Below are 17,017 nucleotides of genomic sequence, written 5' to 3' on the forward strand. Positions count from 1 at the left end.
ATGGCCGTCGGGTACGCATCAACCTCACGGCGACCCACGAGGTGAGCACTTATATGAGTATGAACAGCGTGAACGCCGACGGGCAGCCCCCCGCACCCGCGGGCCCGCCCCCCGGCGTGCCGCCGACGGTTCCGCAGGGCGTGCCGACCGCCGGGTCACCGGCGTACGCACCGCCGCGCCACGCGGCCGTCCCGGCGGCCACCCAGGACCGGACCCGGCAGTTCACCGCCGACGTCGGGGCCCTCAAGCTGCGCGCGCCCAAGACCATGCTCGACACCCAGCTGATGTGGCTGGGCGTGGGGCTGATGGTGCTCGGGATCGGGATGGGCTTCGGCGCCTACTTCATGTCCCACGGCACGACGCTGATCCTGACCCAGAACGACGCCATCACCCTGGGCATCTCGGCGATCCCGGTCTCGCTCCTCGGGTTCGCCCTGTTCCTGCGCTTCTCGCTGTCCACCTTCATGCGGTTCTGGCTGGCCCGGCTGATCGCCGCCCAGCAGAGCCCGCAGCAGGGGCCGGCGGACGCGGGCACGGACACCACGGCGGTATTGCCGACCACACCGGCGAAGCACTGAACGATCGTGGCCCTCGACCGCTTCGGGGGCTCCTCAACGGGCCGCGCGCGGTGTCATCCTGAACGGGACGGACGCCGCGCGCAGCACCCGTGGAGGGCAGCGAGGACATGAGCGAGAACCCACCGCCGGGAGATGCCGTCCCGCCTGACACGACCACACCGCGCGACGGCCGCCGCCTGCGCCTGGTCACGACGGTGTGGGCGGTGCTGATGGCGCTCGCGATCGTGATGATCGTCCTGATGTTGCGCAGCTAGGGCGTGTCTTGGAGCCGTTTCCGGCAGCGCACCCACACGTGCCGATGGCCGGTCCCGAACGGGGCCGGCCATCCGCACGTGCGCGGGGTGCTCAGATCGCCGGCGGCAGGTCCACCAGCGCGCCGAGCGTGGCCCGGTGTCGGTCCGCGGTGCCCAGGAGCAGCGCCGAGGACATCGCCCGCTTGAGGTACAGGTGCGCCGGGTGCTCCCAGGTGAAGCCGATCCCGCCGTGCATCTGCACACACTCCTCCGCCGTACGCACCGCCACCTCGGAGCAGTACGCCTGGGCCAGCGCGGTGGCCACCGCCGCGTCGGGGGAGTCCTCCGCCAGGCACGCCGCCGCATAGCGGGCCGCGGCCCGGGCCGACGCCAGGTCCGACCACAGGTCGGCCGCACGATGGCGCAGCGCCTGGAACGAGCCGATCGGCCGGCCGAACTGGTGACGCACCTTCAGATAGCCGACCGCCTTGGCCAACGCCTGCTCGGCCACGCCCAGTTGCTCGGACGCGAGCAGCGCCGCACCGTAGCGCACCGCGTGCCCCAAGGCCCGCTCGGCGTGACCGGGGCCGGCCACCACCCGGCCGCGGACCTGATCCAGCGTCACCTGGCCCACCGGGCGCGTCGCGTCCAACGAGGTCACCGCGCCGCGCGACAGGTTCGCCGCGTCACCGGCCACCAACGCCAGATGCGGCTCGCCGGACACGATCACCGGCAGCACCAGCAACTCGGCCCGATCCACCGCCAACACCCCGGTCATCGCACCGGTCAGGGACAACTCCTCGCCGTCCCACGCCCCCGTCACCGACAGCGGGAAGCCCGCCTCCGGCCAAGTGGTCGCGGTCACCGCGAGGGTGGCGGTACGGGTCCCCTCCGCCAGCGCGCGCAGCGCGGCATCGCGCGCCGCACCGGCCGGGCAGGCGAGCAGCGCCGAGGTGGCCAGCACCGCGCTGGCCAAAAACGGCACCGGCGCCACCGCGCGGCCCAGCTCCTCCAACGCCACCGCGACCTCCCGCGGCCCCGCGCCGGCCCCGCCGAACTCCTCCGGGATCAGCAGCCCGGCCAGCCCCAACTCGGCCGCCACCGCCTTCCACAGGCCCTCGTCGTACGCCTCGTCGGTGTCGATCCGGGCCAGCACGTCGTGCCACCCGCACCGGTCCCGCAGCAGCTCGCGCAGCGTCGCGCGCAACTCCTCCTCGATCTCGCCGTACAGCAGCGAGGGAATCGTGGGTTCGCTCACCGGGGCATCTCCTTCCACGCCACCTTCGTATCGGTGCGCGGCTCGCGCGGCAGATCCAGCACCCGGTCCGCGATCACGTTGCGCAGCACCTCCGAGGTGCCGCCCTCGATCGAATTGCCCTTGGCCCGCAGGTAGTAGTAGCCCGGTGCGCGCGCGCCGAGCGTGGCCTGGCCCATGTCGCTGCGGCGCATGGTCCACTCGTCGTAGCCCAGGCCCTCCTCGCCGGTCAGCTCCAGCCACAACCGGGTCACGTCCTGGTTCAGCCGCGCGTAGGCGATCTTGGCCGCCGACCCCTCCGGCCCGGGCGCCCCGACCGCGAGCTGCTGGCGGATGCGCTCGTTGCCCAGCCGGGCCACCTCGCACTCCACCCAGGCCCGAAGCAGCCGGTCGTGCAGGCCGGGAGTGCGCAACTCCGGCCGGTCGCGCCACATCCGCGCCACCGCGCCGATCGCGTTCGCCTCGCGGGGCGCGGCGCCGCCGCCGATGGCCACCCGCTCGTTCATCAGCGTGGTGTTCGACACCGCCCAGCCCTGACCCACCTCACCCGCGCGATGCGCGTCGGGCACGCGTACGTCGGTCAGGAACACCTCGTTGAACTCGGCCTGTCCGGTGGCCTGGCGCAGCGGGCGCACCTCCACCCCGGGCGAGGTCATGTCCAGGAAGAAGTAGGTCAGCCCCTGGTGCTTGGGCAGGTCCGGATCGGTCCGGGCGAGCAACATCGCCCAGCGCGCCTTGTGCGCGAGCGAGGTCCACACCTTCTGGCCGGTCACGATCCAGTCGCCGTCGCCGTCGCGTACCGCCCGGGTGGCCAGCCCCGCCAGGTCCGATCCCGCGCCGGGCTCGCTGAACAGCTGGCACCAGACCTCCTCGCCGGTCCACAGCGGGCGCAACAACCGCGCGCGCGACTCGGCGTTGCCGTGCGCGACGATCGTGGGCGCGCCCATCCCGAGGCCGATCGGATTGCGGTACGCGCTCACCACCTTGGCGCCGGCCGCGATCAACGCGTCCTCGACCACCTGTTGCAGTGCCCGCGAGGCGCCCAGGCCGCCGCAGCCGACGGGGAAGTGCACCCAGGCCAGGCCCGCGTCGAAGCGGTGCCCGAGGAATTCCACCGAGGACATCGTGGTGGGATCGTGCGCCGCGACCAAGTCGGCCACCCGCCGCCGCAGTTCCGCCGCGTCGAGCGGGCCGTCCGCGGCCGGTGGGCCGTCGGGAGCGGTGCCCGATGCGGCCCGGGGTTCGTTGCCGGGCCCGTCGTCGTGCCCCTTGTCGGGCTGGTTGTCCGTATCGCTCACGCCGCCCCGCTCTCGCACAGGAGGTGCCTCCGTTCGCCACCATGACGCCCTGTTCCCGTCGCACGACACACCGTCGACAACCGGGCCACCTGGATGCTAAGTGCTGAACTCACCGGTAGGAAGCCCGTGCCCGGGCCCCCAAGCCGCACGCGCAGGCGATATGTTCTTGTCCCCGTGTGATCGAGTACACGCACGGTCTCCAGCCGCCGGCTTCCGGGTTTCTGCGTGTCGCAAGGGGGTTGTCACAAGCCATGACCGCCGAAGAACTCGAGGCGGGTCTCGCCGCCGAACTCGCCGCGGACGGGGAGTCGGTCACCGAAGCACTGGACCGGTGGTCGGCGCACACCCCGATGCGGGTCTTCATCCACTACGGCGAGCACGGCCTGGACCTCAGCTACGCCGAGGCCAAGCGGGCCACCGACACGATCGCCGGCAACCTGGCCCGCGCGGGCGTGCGGCGCGGCGACCGGATCGCGGTGCACTGCCGCAGCTCGTACGCGGCCGCGCTGTGGATGTTCGGCATCTGGAAGGCGGGCGCGGTCTACTGCCCGATCGACCCGGACCTGATCGGCGACCCGCTGGTCGAGCAACTGGAGTCCACCACACCGCTGCTCGTGGTCACCGAGCGCATGCTGGTGCAGTCGCTGGAGGCGGTGCGCCCGCACCTGGACCGGCTGCCCCGGCTGACCGTGCACGACGCGGTCGGGCCGCGTCCGCCGCACGGCTATCCCGAGATCGCCTACGCCAACTTCCTGGCCCGCGCCGAACCGCCGGGCGTGGTGAACGACCCCGCCGACGTCGGGATGATCGTGCACACCGCAGGGGTGACGGGCCGGGCCAAGGCCGCCGTGCTGCCGCATCGCTGGCTGGCGGCGTACACCCTGCTGCTGCGCCGGTTGACCACGCCGGACGACGTCGTGCACGTGGACCTGCCGATGCACTCGCTCCAAGGTGCGTTCGCCGGGCTGGCCCGGGCGGCCTGGACGGGCGCCGGGGTGTCGCTGTGGGACCGGTTCCACCCGGTCGACTTCTGGCGCCGGGTGACGGCCGCGGGGGCCACCAGCGCGGTGCTCACCGAGACGATGGTGGGCTGGCTCTCCGGCGCGCCCGAGCGGCGCGGGGAGCGGGACAACCCGCTGAGCAAGGTGCTGATGCAGCCGCTGCCCGCGATCCACCACTCGTTCGCGCGCCGCTACGGCATCGACACCGTGGTGGCGGGCTACGGGCAGGTCGAGACCGGGCTGCCGATCGCCGCCGTGCTGATCGGCGCCGAGCCGGGCGAGGGCACCCCGGAGGCGCTGCGGCGCGGGCTGGGGGCGAAGGAGGTCAAGCGGGTGTGCGACCGCCTGGGCGTACCGGTGCTGCCCGCGTCCCGGATCGTGCGCCGGGGCTGTCTGGGCGCGCCGCTGCCGTTCACCCGGGTGGCGATCCTGGACGAGCACGACCGGCCGGTGCCGCGCGGGGTGGTGGGCCACCTGGCGATGCGTCCGCATCTGCCGGGGCTGCTGGTCCAGGAGTACGTGGGCGACCCGCTGAGCATCGCCGAGGCCACCCGCAACCTGTGGTTCCACACCGGCGACGCGGCGGTGTTCGACGAGGAGGACGGGCTGCTGCACTTCGTCGACCGGGTCGTGGACCGGATCCGGATCCGCGGCGAGAACGTGTCGGCGTACCACATCGAGGATTTGGTCAACCAGCACCCCGACATCGCGGTCGGCGCGGTCTTCGGGGTGCCCGCCGACCGGGACGACGAGGACGAGGTGGTGCTGTACGCCGAGCCGGAGCCGGGTCGGCCGCTGGACCCCGACGAGCTACGCGCGTGGTGCACCCAGTCGCTGCCCGCGTACATGCGGCCGGCGTACGTGCGGATCGTGGCCCGGATGCCGCGGACGCCGAACGGGCGGGTGGAGAAGTATCGGCTGCGCCGGCACTTCCTGGGCCTGACGGATCGGCCGGGCCCGGCGGTGCGCGGGGTCACGGTGACCACGGCGACCGCCACGCCGATGCCCACGGCCCGGCCGGCGCTCGCCCCGGCCCTGTCCCCGGTGCGCTCCGCGCTGCCGCCGTCGTTGCCCCCGGGGGCGGGTCGCTGAGCGGTGCGCCACGCGGGGCCGCCCCCGGTCCGTAACGATCATGCGAACAGTCGATCGTGCGGATATGTCGCTTTCCAGCGGGAAGGCGTACCACGCACGCGATTTCGCGGGCGCGGGACGGATCCGAGGAGCGGCACCCATGGAGAGCACGAAGGGCGTCACCGGTCCCTCCGCCGAACCCGGCGTGGGACGGCATCGACGCAGCGGCAAGGGATTCGGGTTCGGTCTGCTCGTGGTGCTCGGTGTGGTCCTGATGCTCGGCGGGGTCGTCGGCCTGATCTACACGGGCTTGGCCACGCTCACCACGATGGTGCTGTTCGGCTGGCTGCTGCTGATCGGCGGCGTGGTCGGCTTCGTCCAGGCCATCCAGGCGCGCAAGGAGAACGCGTTCTGGCTCGTGGTCGCGGTCTCGGCGCTGAACATCGCGGCGGGCGTGGTGCTGCTGCGCCGACCCGAGGTGGGGGCGCAGGCGCTCACCCTGTTCGTGGCCCTGCTGCTGCTGGGCGCGGGCATGTTCCGCATCGTCGGCGGCGTGGCGAGCATGTCGGCCAAGATGATCTGGACCATCGTCGTCGGCGTGGTCGACCTGGTCCTGGGCCTGCTGGTACTGGCCGAATGGCCCAGCAGCAGCCGCTACGTGATCGGCACGTTCATCTCCCTGGCCCTGCTCTTCGACGGCCTGAGCCTGGTCAGCCTGGGCCTCACCGGCCGCCGAATCGTAGGCATGGTCCGAGACGCGGAAGTCCCCGAGCCCACCCGCCCGACCGAATGGACAGCCGAAAAGCCCCCCACGAGGGAGGGCACATACAAGGGCCCGGACGCGATGACAAAGCAGCCGACCGAAGACCAATAACAGCACAAGAAACAACCCAAACGCCGGACGGGCCATCGAGCCCGTCCGGCGTTTGAGGACATTCAGCCCGTCCGGCGTTTGAGGACACCCGAGCCGGGCCGCCACCCCCCAGCCCGTCCGGCGCTTGAGGACCAGCCCGTCCGGCGTTTGAGGACGGCTGCCCCGACCCCGCCCTACTCGCCCACCGGCCCCGTGGGCCGACCGCGGCTCATCAACAGCGCCGGCAGGAACGCCAGCCCCATCAACGTCACGGCCCACCAGTACGTCCCCTGAAACGCCTCGGCCAACGCCGGCCCGACCGCCACCACGACATCCGGCGACAACGTGTGCAGTTCGCCCAGCCCACCGGCCCCCTGCCCGGCCGGCAGGCCATCCCGCATCGACCCGGCCAACAGCACCGACATCAACGCCCCACCGATCGCCGCCGACACCTGCTGGATGATCGTCAACGTCGTCCCCGCGACCGCGACCTGCTCGTGCGACATCGTGCGCAGCGCCGAGGCGGTGGTCGGCATCAGCGTCATCCCCACCCCGACACCGGTCACCGACATGCACGCCATCAGCACCCAGTACGGCGTATCCGCCGCCACCTGCGTGGTGAACGCGAGGAACCCGGACGCGGCGACCACGATCCCGATCAACACGATCCGCCCCGGCGCGATCCGGTCGCTGAGCCGACTGGCCACCTGCATGGACAGCGCCGTCGCCAGCGCCTGCGGCGCGCCCAGCATCCCGGAGGCGGTGGCGCTCTCCCCGCGCACCAGCTGGTAGTACAGCGGAGCCAGCATCATCGAGCCGAAGTACGCGCAGACGAACAGGAACATCGTGCCCGCGGCGGCCACGAACGGCCGACTGCGAAACAGTCGCAGATCGATCAGCGCGTGCTGGACCCGCAACGCCCGGGCCACGAAGCCGATCACCAGGAGCGCACCGAGCACGGCCGGCACCAGCGCCCCGGCGGCGCCGAAGTCGCCCTTCTCACCGCCGGTGGCCAGCCCGTAGATGAGCAGGGCCAGGCCGGGGGAGAGCATCAGCAGTCCGGGCACGTCCAGCGGCCTGGTCGGTTGCGCGGTGTCGCGCGGGAAGACCTTGGCGGCCAGCCCCAGGGCGATCGCGCCGATCGGTACGTTGATGAAGAAGATCCAGCGCCACGAGACGTCGTCCACCAGCCATCCGCCCAGGATCGGGCCGACCAGCGGGCCGATCAGGATCGGGATGCCCAGGATGGCCATCGTGCGGCCCATTCGGCTCGGGTCCGAGGCGCGGGCCAGGATGGTCATCCCGACCGGCATGATCAGGCCGCCGCCGAGCCCTTGCAGGACCCGGAAGACGATCAGCGATTCGGCCGACCAGGCCAGGCCGGCCAGGATCGATCCGGCGGCGAAGGTGGCGATCGAGAACATGTACAGCCGTTTGGTGCCGAAGCGGCCCATCGCCCACGCGGCCATCGGGATGACCGTGGCCAGGGCGAGGGTGTATCCGGTCGCGACCCATTGGATCGTGGCCAGCGGGGCGTCGAAGTCCTGCGCGAGGTGGTTCAGCGCGACGTTGACGACCGTCACGTCCAGGACCGACATGATCGAGCCGAGCACGACGACGAGGGCGATGGCGGCGATGCCGCGGGACGGGGTGTCGTTGGGGGTGGTGGCCGCGGGGGAGTTCGCGGCCGGGGCGGTGGTCGTTGCCATCGCGGGCTCCTGGCGTTCGACGGGGGTTCGAGACACGCGCTGGGGGTCAGACGCCGTACGGGCGGCGCGCGCGCATCGACCGCGTGGTCTCGGTCCACCAGGCGAGCTGGTCGAGCATGACCTTGGCGGCGGCGGCGGTACCGGCCGCGTCGACCGGCTTGCCGTTGGCGTCGAACTTCTCCCACGCCATCGGGAAGGCGAGCCCGTCGCGGGTGGTGACCATGTGCTGCTCGGCGAAGACCAGGCGCAGCTGCTCGACCGCGCGCAGGCCGCCGGAGATGCCGCCGTAGGACACGAAGCCGACGGGCTTGCCCTGCCACTCGTTCCGGAACAGGTCGATCATGTTCTTCAGCCCGGCCGGGAAGCTGTGGTTGTACTCCGGCGTGACCACGACGAACGCGTCGGCGGCGGCGAGTCGGGCGCCGACCCGGGCGACCACGGCGGCGGGCTCGCTGGTGAGCGGGGCCCATACATCGGGCAGGCGGTCCTCGGCCAGGTCGATGATGTCGACCTCGAAGTCGCCGTGCTCCTCGGCCGCGCCGGCGAACCAGTTCGACACCACCGGGGCGAACCGGCCCTGCCGGGTGCTGCCGACGATGACGGCGAGCCGGAACGTGCCGGCGCCGTCGGTGGTGGTGTCGATGTCCGCGACGGTGTGCGTGAGCGTGGTCATGGCGTCCCCAAGAAGAGTTCGGCTGCGCCTCGGAAGCGGTTGCTCCGGGCGATGAGGAAAACGGTAGAAGTTCAAGTCAACTTGAAGTCAACTACCGCTTTTCCGAACCCTTTCGGCCTGTTTCGGGGCAGGTGCCCGGCTACCTCGAAGCCCTGTCGCGGCCGGGCGCGCCGAGGAGCGCGAGGACGGCGACCATCGTCAGGGCGACCGCGCTCGCGCACACCATGACCGTCGAAGGGGACGTCGCGTCCACGACGCCGCCGCCGAGGAGGGCGCCGACGGCGAAGGTGAGTTGGAAGGACGACGTGAACACCACCGTCGCGGCCTCCGGGGCGTCGGGCGCGCAGCGGGCGAACCAGGTCTGCGAGCAGGCCGGAACCGCGCCGTAGGCCAATCCCCACACCACGAGCAGGCCGAGCACGCCCGCGTCCCACCGGCCCAGGACCGGGAAGAGCGCGGTGGCCGAGGCGATCAGCGCGGCGCAGCCGGCGAAGGTGGCGCGCAGCCGGCGGGCCAGGGTCGCGCCCGCGACGAAGTTCCCGACGATGCCGGCCACGCCGAAGGCCAGCAGGTACAGGCCGATCCGGCCGCGGTCGACGTGGGTGACCTCCTCGAGGAAGGGCGTCACGTAGGTGTAGGCCCCGAAGTGCGCGATCACCACGAGGGCGGTGGCGGCGAGGCCGATCCGCACGTCGGCGCCGCGAAGCAGGCCGCGCAGTACCCGGGCCCGGGTCACGGTCGTCGCGGGCAGCGGGGGCAGCAGGACGAGCAGCGCGATCGACACGGCCAGCGCGAGAGCGCCCATGACCACGGACGAGGCCCGCCAGCCGAGGTGTTCGCCGAGTTGGGTACCGGCGGGCAGGCCGAGTACGGATCCGGCCGGCACCGCGGCGAAGATGACGGCGGTCGCCGTACCCACCGCCTCGGGCCGTACCAGCCGGGGCGCCAGGCCCGCCCCGATCGACCAGAAGCCGCCGATGGTGACCCCGACCAGCGCACGCGCCACCAGCACCACCCAGAACGCCGGCGCGAGCGCGGCCAGGAAGTTGGCCACCGCGAGCAGCACGATCAGCGCGACGAGCATGCTTCGCCGATCCAGCCGCCCGGTGGACACCGTCACCAGCGGCGCACAGATCGCGGCCAGGAACCCGGGCACGGTCATCAACCACCCGGCCGTCCCGTCGGAGACCCCGAAGTCGTCCCCGATCGGCGTCAACAACCCGATCGGCAAAATCTCGGTCGTCACGATCGCGAAGATCCCGAGGAACAGACACACAACGGCGGGCCGGTACTGTCGCGGCGGCGTGGGCTCCGGCGACGCGGCCGCACGTTCGTCGACTCGGGCGATGACGGACATGGGTGTCCCTTTCGGCGATGTGGGGGGAGCCCCGGAAGCCGGGGCGTATCCAGTACAGCCACCCCCACCACCCCGGGTCTGGCGGAAACCCGCCCTCAACGCCGAGCCGTCACCCGCCCGAAGCCCGATCGGCCCACGTGGGCCCGCCGTTCCGGCCGCCGGACCCGATTTCGTAGGTTGACCCCATGACTTCTTCGGTTCTTGTACTCGGCATCGACCCGCACATCGTCCCCGGCACCAACGGCGCCGCCCTACTCGCAACCCTGGAGGCGGAGTTGGCCCGATTCGCCGACCACGGCATCCACGCATCCATGACCGTGTTCGGCCCCGACGAGACCGCCGAGCCCACGATCGTCGCCGCCCTGACCGAGCGCGCCTGGAACGTGGTCCTGATCGGCGGCGGCATCCGCAAGTCGGAAGACCTCCTCCCACTCTTCGAACAGACCGTCAACCTCGTCCGCACCCACGCCCCCGGCGCAGCCATAGCGTTCAACACCACCGCGGACACCATCGTCGAAGCCGCCCGCCGCCACCTCTGACCCGCCCCGTTCGACGGCCCCGATCGCGGACGGTGCGCCCGAAGTGCGCCGACAGTACGCCGAGTTCGTGCCCGCTAGAAGAGCGGGCGAGGCTTGTGCTTCCGTCATGGGCTTCGAGACGATCCGTACAACCGACAATCCGTTCGGATCGGGGGACGAACGTGGAACGGACGAACAAGACGCTCGTATGTTTGGCGAATTCCCGCAAGCATTCGGCCCGGTGCGTGGCGGGCATCGTGGACGGCGGCTCGGGGGAGTGGATACGCCCGGTCGGCGACCGCCCGAAACACGAAGTCTCCGAGCGCGAACGACGGTACCCGGACGGCACCGAACCGAATGTCCTCGATGTCGTCTCGGTGTCGCTGCTTCGACCTCAGCCGTACCGGTTCCAGACCGAGAACTGGCTCCTGGACCCCGACTGCCGTTGGCGAAGGACCGGCAGGATCGGGTGGAGTGAATTGCTGATGCTGGAGCAGCGCCCCGACACGCTGTGGATCAACGGGTCCCATACCTTCCACGGCACCAATGATTGCGTCCCGACCGAAAAGACGGTCGCCCTGCGGGACTCGCTCAAACTGATACGCGTCACCGACCTGACGTTACGGGTGAACACTCCCAGAGCGAGGTTCGGAGATCCGAGCAAGGCCCTGAGCGCCTGCTTCTCCCACGCCGGGTACCCGTATATATTACGGGTGACCGATCCCACGTATGAGCAGAAATATCTGATCCGGCCGGAAGGCACCCACAAATTGGGCGAATCCTTCCTCACGATAAGTCTCGGAGAACCATTCGGAGATCATTCCTACAAATTAGTGGCAGCCATCATCGAACGAGCGCGGATCCAAGTGTAGGCGGCAAGCTGTGACAGCCAATAAACTATTCACCGTCGGCCACTCCACGCACAGCATCTCAGGTTTTCTGAGCCTGCTGCAAAAGCATGGAGTCACGGCGGTCGCCGATGTGCGGTCGATGCCGGTCAGCCGATTCACGCCCCAGTTCAACCGCTACGCCGTCGAGCGCAGCCTGCGCGAAAGCGATATCAAGTACGTCTTCCTGGGAAAAGAGCTCGGTGCCCGCGCCGACGACCCCGCCTGCTATGTCGACGGGCGAGTGCAATACAACCTGCTCGCCCGGACCCCGGATTTCGTCAACGGCATCGAACGTCTGCGGAAGGGTTCGCAGAGCGAGCGAATCGCCGTCATGTGCGCTGAACAGGAGCCGCTCGACTGCCATCGTTGTGTGCTCGTCGCACGAGTGCTCGACGAGCACGGGATCACCGTCCAACACATTCACGGTGACGGGCACGTCGAGGACCATGCTTCGACGATGCGACGCCTGATGGCCAAATTCGGACTGGATCGGGAGGATCTCTTCCGGACCGCGGCCATGCGCCTCCAGGAAGCTCTCGACCGTCAGGAGCGACGGATCGCGTATGTCAACGAGGAAAAATGAAACTCTACACGATCGGGTTCACGAAGAAATCCGCCGAGAAGTTCTTCGGACTATTGCGTGGAGCCGAAGTGACGGCGTTGGTCGATGTTCGACTCAACAACGTCTCGCAGCTGTCGGGTTTCGCCAAGCGTGATGATCTGAGGTACTTCCTGGGCGAGCTCTGCGGCGCGCGTTACAGCCATCGCACCGAGTTGGCGCCGACCCAGGAGATGCTCGACGCCTACAAGAAGCAAGGTGTCGGCTGGGCGGCCTACGAGGAACTTTTCCTCGAGTTGATGAGGGCTCGCCGGATCGAGGACGTCGTCCCACGGGAAGCGCTCGACAACGCGGTCCTGCTCTGCAGCGAGGAAACCGCGCACCACTGCCATCGCCGACTGGTCGCGGAGTACCTCGCACGGCATTGGGACGACCTCACGATCGAGCACCTGGCCTGAGCGGCGCACGAGGGTTCCGGTGTGGCGATGAGTTTTCGGCGGTGGTGGGGTCTACCCGTTGACGACATAGGGAGCACACCATGCGCAAGATCATCGTTTGTACGTTCCTGACGCTCGACGGCGTCATGCAGGCGCCGGGTGGTCCGGACGAGGACGCGGAGAGCGGCTTCGAGCACGGCGGCTGGCAGAAGCCGGTGGCCGACGAGGAGGTCGGCGCGGGCATCGCCGAATGGTACGAGGACTCCGACGCGATGCTGCTGGGCCGCAAGACGTACGACATCTTCGCGTCGTACTGGCCGACCGCCGGTCCCGACAACCCGTTCACCGAGCGGATGAACAGCATGCGCAAGTACGTGGCGTCTCGGACCCTGACGTCCGTCGAGTGGCGGAACTCCACGCTGTTGGAGGGCGACACCGCCGATGCCGTCCGCGCGTTGAAGGCATCCGAGGGCGGCAACATCAACGTCGTCGGCAGCGGCGACCTCGCCCAGACGCTCATGCGGCACGACCTCGTCGACGAGTACCGGCTGACCATCCACCCGGTGATCATCGGCACCGGTAAGCGGCTGTTCGCCGACGGAGCGATCCCCACCGCGCTGGAGCCGGTCAGCGTCTCGACGACCAAGGGTGGCACCGTCCTCGGCATCTACCGACCGAAGGGCAAGCCCACCTACGACAGCTACCAGTAGGTCACAGACCGCCTCCGCCGCGTCGAACCTCGCCGGCGTCCGAGGCGCAGCGCGACTTCGCCCAGGGCGAACAGGGATCGAGGAGGGTGGGGAACAAAGAGGGGCTCGTGTTTCTTGAGTCGGTACAGCGCAAGTTTTTCGACTGTGGCCACTGAAGGGGCATGACATGAGCGAGACCATCGGGACCCTGACCCTGCCGGTTCTTCCGCTGGACGACGTCGTCGTCCTCCCCGGCATGGTGGTCCCGCTCGAACTCGACGACGCGGAGACCCGTGCCGCCGTGGATGCCGCGCGGGCCGCCGCGGGGCGGTCCACCGGGCCCGGCGTCCGTAGTGAGAGCAAGGCGCGGGTGCTGCTTGTTCCGCGTGACGACGGGCAGTACCCGGCGGTGGGCACGCTCGGCGTGATCGAGCAGGTCGGCCGGCTGCCCGGGGGTGAGTCGGTCGTGGTGGTGCGCGGCGAGGGCCGGGTGCGGATCGGCAGCGGCACCACCGGCCCCGGCGCGGCGCTGTGGGTCGAGGCGACCCGGGTGCCGGACGTCGAGGCCGACGAACGCACCCTGGAGCTGGCCCGGGAGTACAAGGCCCTGGTCACCACCGTGCTCGGCAAGCGCGGTGCGTGGCAGGTGGTGGACCACGTCCAGGCTCTGGAGGACGCCGGCGACCTGGCGGACAACTCCGGCTACGCCCCCTACCTGAGCCTGCAGCAGAAGATCGAGGTGCTCCAGACGATCGACGTCCAGGAGCGGCTGACCAAGGTGGTCGGCTGGACCCGGGACCACCTCGCCGAGCTGGACGTGGCCGAGACGATCCGCAAGGACGTCCAGGAGGGCATGGACAAGCAGCAGCGCGAGTTCCTGCTCAAGCAGCAGTTGGCCGCGGTGCGCAAGGAGCTGAACGAGCTCAACGGCACCCCGGACAGCGAGGAGGAGGACTACCGGGCGCGGGTCGAGGCCGCGAACCTGCCGGAGAAGGTCCTGGAGGCCGCGCTCAAGGAGGTCGACAAGCTGGAGCACGCCTCCGACGCGTCGCCCGAGGGCGGCTGGATCCGGACCTGGCTGGACACGGTCCTGGAGATTCCCTGGAACGAGCGCAGCGAGGACGCGTACGACGTCGCCGAGGCGCGCGCGATCCTGGACGCGGACCACTCCGGTCTGGACGACGTCAAGGAGCGCATCGTCGAATACCTGGCGGTCCGCAAGCGCCGCGAGGAGCGCGGCTTGGGCGTGGTCGGCGGCCGGCGCTCCGGCGCGGTGCTCGCCCTGGTCGGCCCGCCCGGAGTCGGCAAGACCTCGCTCGGCGAGTCGGTGGCCCGCGCGATGGGCCGCTCGTTCGTCCGGGTCGCCCTCGGCGGCGTCCGCGACGAGGCCGAGATCCGCGGCCACCGCCGCACCTACGTCGGCGCGCTGCCGGGCCGGATCGTCCGGGCGATCAAGGAGGCGGGCAGCATGAACCCCGTCGTCCTGCTCGACGAGATCGACAAGGTCGGCTCGGACTACCGCGGCGACCCGACCGCGGCGCTGCTCGAAGTGCTCGACCCGGCCCAGAACCACACCTTCCGCGACCACTACCTGGAGGTCGAACTCGACCTGTCCGACGTGGTGTTCCTGGCCACCGCCAACGTCCTGGAGACCATCCCCGAGCCGCTGCTCGACCGGATGGAGCTGGTCCGCCTGGACGGGTACACCGAGGACGAGAAGGTCGTCATCGCCCGGGACCACCTGATCAAGCGTCAGTTGGACAAGGCGGGCCTGGACGCCACCGAGGTGTCCTTCACCGAGGACGCGCTGCGGCTGCTCGCGGGCGAGTACACCCGTGAGGCGGGCGTTCGCACCCTGGAGCGTTCGATCGCCCGCGTGCTGCGCAAGGTCGCGGCCCGGCAGGCGCTCGACGCCGCGTCGCACCCGCTGCCGATCACGGTGGACGCGGGCGACCTGCGCGACTACCTCGGCCGGCCCCGGCACACCCCGGAGTCGCTGCTGAGCAAGGCCGAACAGCGCACGGCGGTGCCGGGCGTGGCCACCGGCCTGGCGGTCACCGGCGCGGGCGGCGACGTGCTCTACATCGAGGCCTCGCTCGCGGATGCCGAGACCGGCGGTACCGGATTGACCCTGACCGGCCAACTCGGCGACGTGATGAAGGAGTCGGCCCAGATCGCGCTGTCCTACCTGCGCTCGCGCGGGGCGGAGCTGGAGGTGCCGGTGGGCGACCTCAAGGACCGCGGCGTGCACATCCACGTCCCGGCCGGAGCGGTCCCCAAGGACGGCCCGAGCGCCGGTGTCACGATGACCACCGCGCTGGTGTCGCTGTTGACCGGGCGGCCGGTCCGCTCCGACGTGGCGATGACCGGTGAAGTCTCGCTCACCGGCCGGGTGTTGCCGATCGGCGGCGTGAAGCAGAAGCTGCTCGCCGCGGAACGCGCCGGTGTGACCACGGTGTTGATCCCCAAGCGCAACGAGGCCGACCTGGACGACGTGCCCGAGGAGATCCTGAGCCGGCTCACGGTCCACGCGGTCGCCGACGTCCGCGAGGTCCTGCACCTGGCCCTCGAACCCGCCAACGCCGAGCACGCAGTGGCTGCCTGATCCTCCGTCAGGTTCCCACGATCCGCCGCACGAGCCGTCCGAAGGGGCGGCTCGTGCGGCATTTTCCGGCCACACGAGGACAACCCGGTTGGCGCCGAATCTCGATTCGATCACGCGGCGGAATCTTCGTTTGGTTGCTGTCAGTATTCGCGCATGTCATATGGAACGGGTGGGGGCCCGGGGTGGGGAAACGGTTCGTACGTTCCGCCACAACCCGGGTTTCCGCCGCAACCTCAGCCGCAACTTCCCTGGTATCGACGCACGGTGTGGATCGTCGTGCTGCTGATCGTGTTCGCCCCGGTGGGCATCTTCCTGATGTGGAAGTACACGAACTGGCAGCGCCCCCTGAAGATCGGTGTGGCGATCGTCGCGGGTGTGTTCTTCCTGGCCGCCGCGACGGGTTCGTTGTCCGACTCGAAGGGCGGCTCGGAGGCGGACAAGGTCACGCCGGCCTCGACGTCGACCCCGACGCCCTCCGGCGCGACGACGACGCCCCCGCCCGCCGCCACCACGACGCCACCGACGAGCGCGCCGCCCGAGAGCGGTACACCGCCGCCGGCCGCGACCACGGCTCCCGTCGAACCGCCGCCGCCGGCGGCACCGGCGCAGGACGAGGTGAACCCGCCGAAGGCGGATCCCCCGAAGGCGGACCCGCCCAAGGCCGATCCTCCGAAGGCCGATCCTCCGAAGGCCGACCCGCCCAAGGCGGACCCGCCGAAGCAGGATCCGCCGAAGAACGACCCGCCTCCGGCGAGCGGCAACATCGTGCACCCGGGTGCGTTCTGTTCACCGGTCGGAGCGATGGGTGTGACCGACAAGGGCACGGCGATGGTCTGCTCGGTGAAGGCCGGCGACTCCCGTGCGCGGTGGCGCGCGGCCTGACCGAGCACATCGCGCATCCACTCGGCCCCTCGGCTTCCGCCGGGGGGCCGACTACCTGAGTACACCTACTCATGTGCGCGACACCCGTCCGGCCCAAGACTGTCGTCATGACTTCACCGCTGCGCACCAACAACACCCAAGGGTTCTTCGTCCAGGCCGCACTGTCCTTCGGGGTGTCCGTGAGCGCGGTTCTGATCGGGATCGTCTATCTCCCGGTCGACCGCTGGATCCGGGCCTTCCTCGGCATCGGCGTGCTCTACGTGGTGACCTCCAGCATCACCCTCGCCAAGGTGGTCCGGGACCGGCAGGAGAGCGAGGCCGTGGTCAACCGGGTCGACCAGGCTCGCCTGGAGAAGTTGCTCACCGACCACGACCTGTTCAAGAACGACCTGGTCTGAACACGGATCCG

17 protein-coding genes are annotated in these 17,017 nt (G+C 70.3%); 12 read left to right on the forward strand and 5 right to left on the reverse strand.

Annotated features, from left to right (window positions below; genetic code table 11):
* Positions 1-53: 53 nt before the first annotated feature.
* Both ACH4XV_RS20275 and ACH4XV_RS20280 read left to right on the forward strand, forming a co-directional pair.
* Positions 54-578 carry a hypothetical protein gene (locus ACH4XV_RS20275; protein WP_395791620.1) on the forward strand — a complete coding sequence of 175 codons (525 nt, stop codon included), beginning with the start codon at positions 54-56 and terminating at the stop codon, positions 576-578.
* 107 nt (positions 579-685) lie between these two features.
* Positions 686-832 (forward strand): hypothetical protein, encoded by a 147-nt coding sequence (locus ACH4XV_RS20280; protein WP_395791622.1) that lies wholly within the window; start codon positions 686-688, stop codon positions 830-832.
* A 91-nt stretch (positions 833-923) separates the two neighbouring features.
* On the opposite strand, the gene ACH4XV_RS20285 is transcribed toward ACH4XV_RS20280, so the two are convergent.
* Together ACH4XV_RS20285 and ACH4XV_RS20290 are read right to left on the reverse strand one after the other, a co-directional pair.
* Positions 924-2,069, reverse strand: coding sequence for an acyl-CoA dehydrogenase family protein (locus ACH4XV_RS20285; protein WP_395791624.1), 1,146 nt, complete (start codon positions 2,067-2,069; stop codon positions 924-926).
* Positions 2,066-3,238, reverse strand: a complete 1,173-nt coding sequence (locus ACH4XV_RS20290; protein WP_395792006.1) for an acyl-CoA dehydrogenase family protein — start codon at positions 3,236-3,238, stop codon at positions 2,066-2,068. Before ACH4XV_RS20290 ends, ACH4XV_RS20285 begins: the two co-directional genes overlap by 4 nt.
* A gap of 377 nt (positions 3,239-3,615) precedes the next feature.
* On the opposite strand from ACH4XV_RS20290, the gene ACH4XV_RS20295 reads away from it, so the two are divergent.
* Positions 3,616-5,457 carry a class I adenylate-forming enzyme family protein gene (locus ACH4XV_RS20295; RefSeq protein WP_395791626.1) on the forward strand — a complete coding sequence of 614 codons (1,842 nt, stop codon included), beginning with the start codon at positions 3,616-3,618 and terminating at the stop codon, positions 5,455-5,457.
* A gap of 139 nt (positions 5,458-5,596) precedes the next feature.
* Positions 5,597-6,310, forward strand: a complete 714-nt coding sequence (locus ACH4XV_RS20300; protein WP_395791628.1) for an HdeD family acid-resistance protein — start codon at positions 5,597-5,599, stop codon at positions 6,308-6,310.
* A gap of 173 nt (positions 6,311-6,483) precedes the next feature.
* Here the strand turns inward: ACH4XV_RS20300 and ACH4XV_RS20305 are convergent, their stop codons facing one another.
* The 3 genes from ACH4XV_RS20305 to ACH4XV_RS20315 form a co-directional block, all read right to left on the reverse strand.
* The gene (locus ACH4XV_RS20305) at positions 6,484-7,998 is read right to left on the reverse strand and encodes a DHA2 family efflux MFS transporter permease subunit (protein ID WP_395791630.1); all 1,515 of its coding nucleotides are present in this window, start codon (positions 7,996-7,998) and stop codon (positions 6,484-6,486) included.
* Between the two features lie 46 nt (positions 7,999-8,044).
* Positions 8,045-8,671, reverse strand: a complete 627-nt coding sequence (locus ACH4XV_RS20310) for an NADPH-dependent FMN reductase (protein WP_395791632.1) — start codon at positions 8,669-8,671, stop codon at positions 8,045-8,047.
* 139 nt (positions 8,672-8,810) lie between these two features.
* A complete protein-coding gene (locus ACH4XV_RS20315) occupies positions 8,811-10,028 on the reverse strand; it encodes an MFS transporter (RefSeq protein ID WP_395791634.1) in 1,218 nt (405 codons plus the stop codon).
* Between the two features lie 185 nt (positions 10,029-10,213).
* On the opposite strand from ACH4XV_RS20315, the gene ACH4XV_RS20320 reads away from it, so the two are divergent.
* The 8 genes from ACH4XV_RS20320 (at position 10,214) to ACH4XV_RS20355 (ending at position 17,006) form a co-directional block, all read left to right on the forward strand.
* The gene (locus ACH4XV_RS20320; protein ID WP_395791636.1) at positions 10,214-10,567 is read left to right on the forward strand and encodes a hypothetical protein; all 354 of its coding nucleotides are present in this window, start codon (positions 10,214-10,216) and stop codon (positions 10,565-10,567) included.
* 161 nt (positions 10,568-10,728) lie between these two features.
* Positions 10,729-11,418 carry a dual OB domain-containing protein gene (locus ACH4XV_RS20325; RefSeq protein ID WP_395791638.1) on the forward strand — a complete coding sequence of 230 codons (690 nt, stop codon included), beginning with the start codon at positions 10,729-10,731 and terminating at the stop codon, positions 11,416-11,418.
* A 10-nt stretch (positions 11,419-11,428) separates the two neighbouring features.
* Positions 11,429-12,019: a DUF488 family protein gene (locus ACH4XV_RS20330; protein ID WP_395791640.1), complete on the forward strand. Its 591-nt coding sequence runs from the start codon at positions 11,429-11,431 to the stop codon at positions 12,017-12,019.
* Positions 12,016-12,453: a DUF488 family protein gene (locus ACH4XV_RS20335; protein ID WP_395791642.1), complete on the forward strand. Its 438-nt coding sequence runs from the start codon at positions 12,016-12,018 to the stop codon at positions 12,451-12,453. The genes ACH4XV_RS20330 and ACH4XV_RS20335 overlap by 4 nt, the downstream gene beginning before the upstream one ends.
* 80 nt (positions 12,454-12,533) lie before the next feature.
* A complete protein-coding gene (locus ACH4XV_RS20340; RefSeq protein WP_395791644.1) occupies positions 12,534-13,142 on the forward strand; it encodes a dihydrofolate reductase family protein in 609 nt (202 codons plus the stop codon).
* 166 nt (positions 13,143-13,308) lie between these two features.
* Entirely contained in the window at positions 13,309-15,726 is a 2,418-nt protein-coding gene (gene lon / locus ACH4XV_RS20345) for an endopeptidase La (protein WP_395791646.1), read from the forward strand.
* Positions 15,727-15,990: 264 nt separating this feature from the next.
* On the forward strand, positions 15,991-16,608 hold the full coding sequence (locus ACH4XV_RS20350) for a hypothetical protein (protein WP_395791648.1): 618 nt from the start codon (positions 15,991-15,993) through the stop codon (positions 16,606-16,608).
* A gap of 107 nt (positions 16,609-16,715) precedes the next feature.
* Positions 16,716-17,006 (forward strand): YiaA/YiaB family inner membrane protein, encoded by a 291-nt coding sequence (locus ACH4XV_RS20355; protein ID WP_078974632.1) that lies wholly within the window; start codon positions 16,716-16,718, stop codon positions 17,004-17,006.
* Positions 17,007-17,017 lie beyond the last annotated feature (11 nt).

The sequence above is a fragment of the Embleya sp. NPDC020630 genome (assembly GCF_044334985.1).
GTDB lineage: Bacteria > Actinomycetota > Actinomycetes > Streptomycetales > Streptomycetaceae > Embleya.

Bases quoted from the DNA above. Each gene is read 5' to 3' on its own strand.
- ACH4XV_RS20275 (WP_395791620.1), top strand. From the start codon at position 54: ATGAGTATGAACAGCGTGAACGCCGACGGGCAGCCCCCCGCACCCGCG.
- ACH4XV_RS20280 (WP_395791622.1), top strand. From the start codon at position 686: ATGAGCGAGAACCCACCGCCGGGAGATGCCGTCCCGCCTGACACGACC.
- ACH4XV_RS20295 (WP_395791626.1), top strand. From the start codon at position 3,616: ATGACCGCCGAAGAACTCGAGGCGGGTCTCGCCGCCGAACTCGCCGCG.
- ACH4XV_RS20300 (WP_395791628.1), top strand. From the start codon at position 5,597: ATGGAGAGCACGAAGGGCGTCACCGGTCCCTCCGCCGAACCCGGCGTG.
- ACH4XV_RS20305 (WP_395791630.1), bottom strand. From the start codon at position 7,998: ATGGCAACGACCACCGCCCCGGCCGCGAACTCCCCCGCGGCCACCACC.
- ACH4XV_RS20310 (WP_395791632.1), bottom strand. From the start codon at position 8,671: ATGACCACGCTCACGCACACCGTCGCGGACATCGACACCACCACCGAC.
- ACH4XV_RS20315 (WP_395791634.1), bottom strand. From the start codon at position 10,028: ATGTCCGTCATCGCCCGAGTCGACGAACGTGCGGCCGCGTCGCCGGAG.
- ACH4XV_RS20320 (WP_395791636.1), top strand. From the start codon at position 10,214: ATGACTTCTTCGGTTCTTGTACTCGGCATCGACCCGCACATCGTCCCC.
- ACH4XV_RS20335 (WP_395791642.1), top strand. From the start codon at position 12,016: ATGAAACTCTACACGATCGGGTTCACGAAGAAATCCGCCGAGAAGTTC.
- ACH4XV_RS20340 (WP_395791644.1), top strand. From the start codon at position 12,534: ATGCGCAAGATCATCGTTTGTACGTTCCTGACGCTCGACGGCGTCATG.
- lon (WP_395791646.1), top strand. From the start codon at position 13,309: ATGAGCGAGACCATCGGGACCCTGACCCTGCCGGTTCTTCCGCTGGAC.
- ACH4XV_RS20355 (WP_078974632.1), top strand. From the start codon at position 16,716: ATGACTTCACCGCTGCGCACCAACAACACCCAAGGGTTCTTCGTCCAG.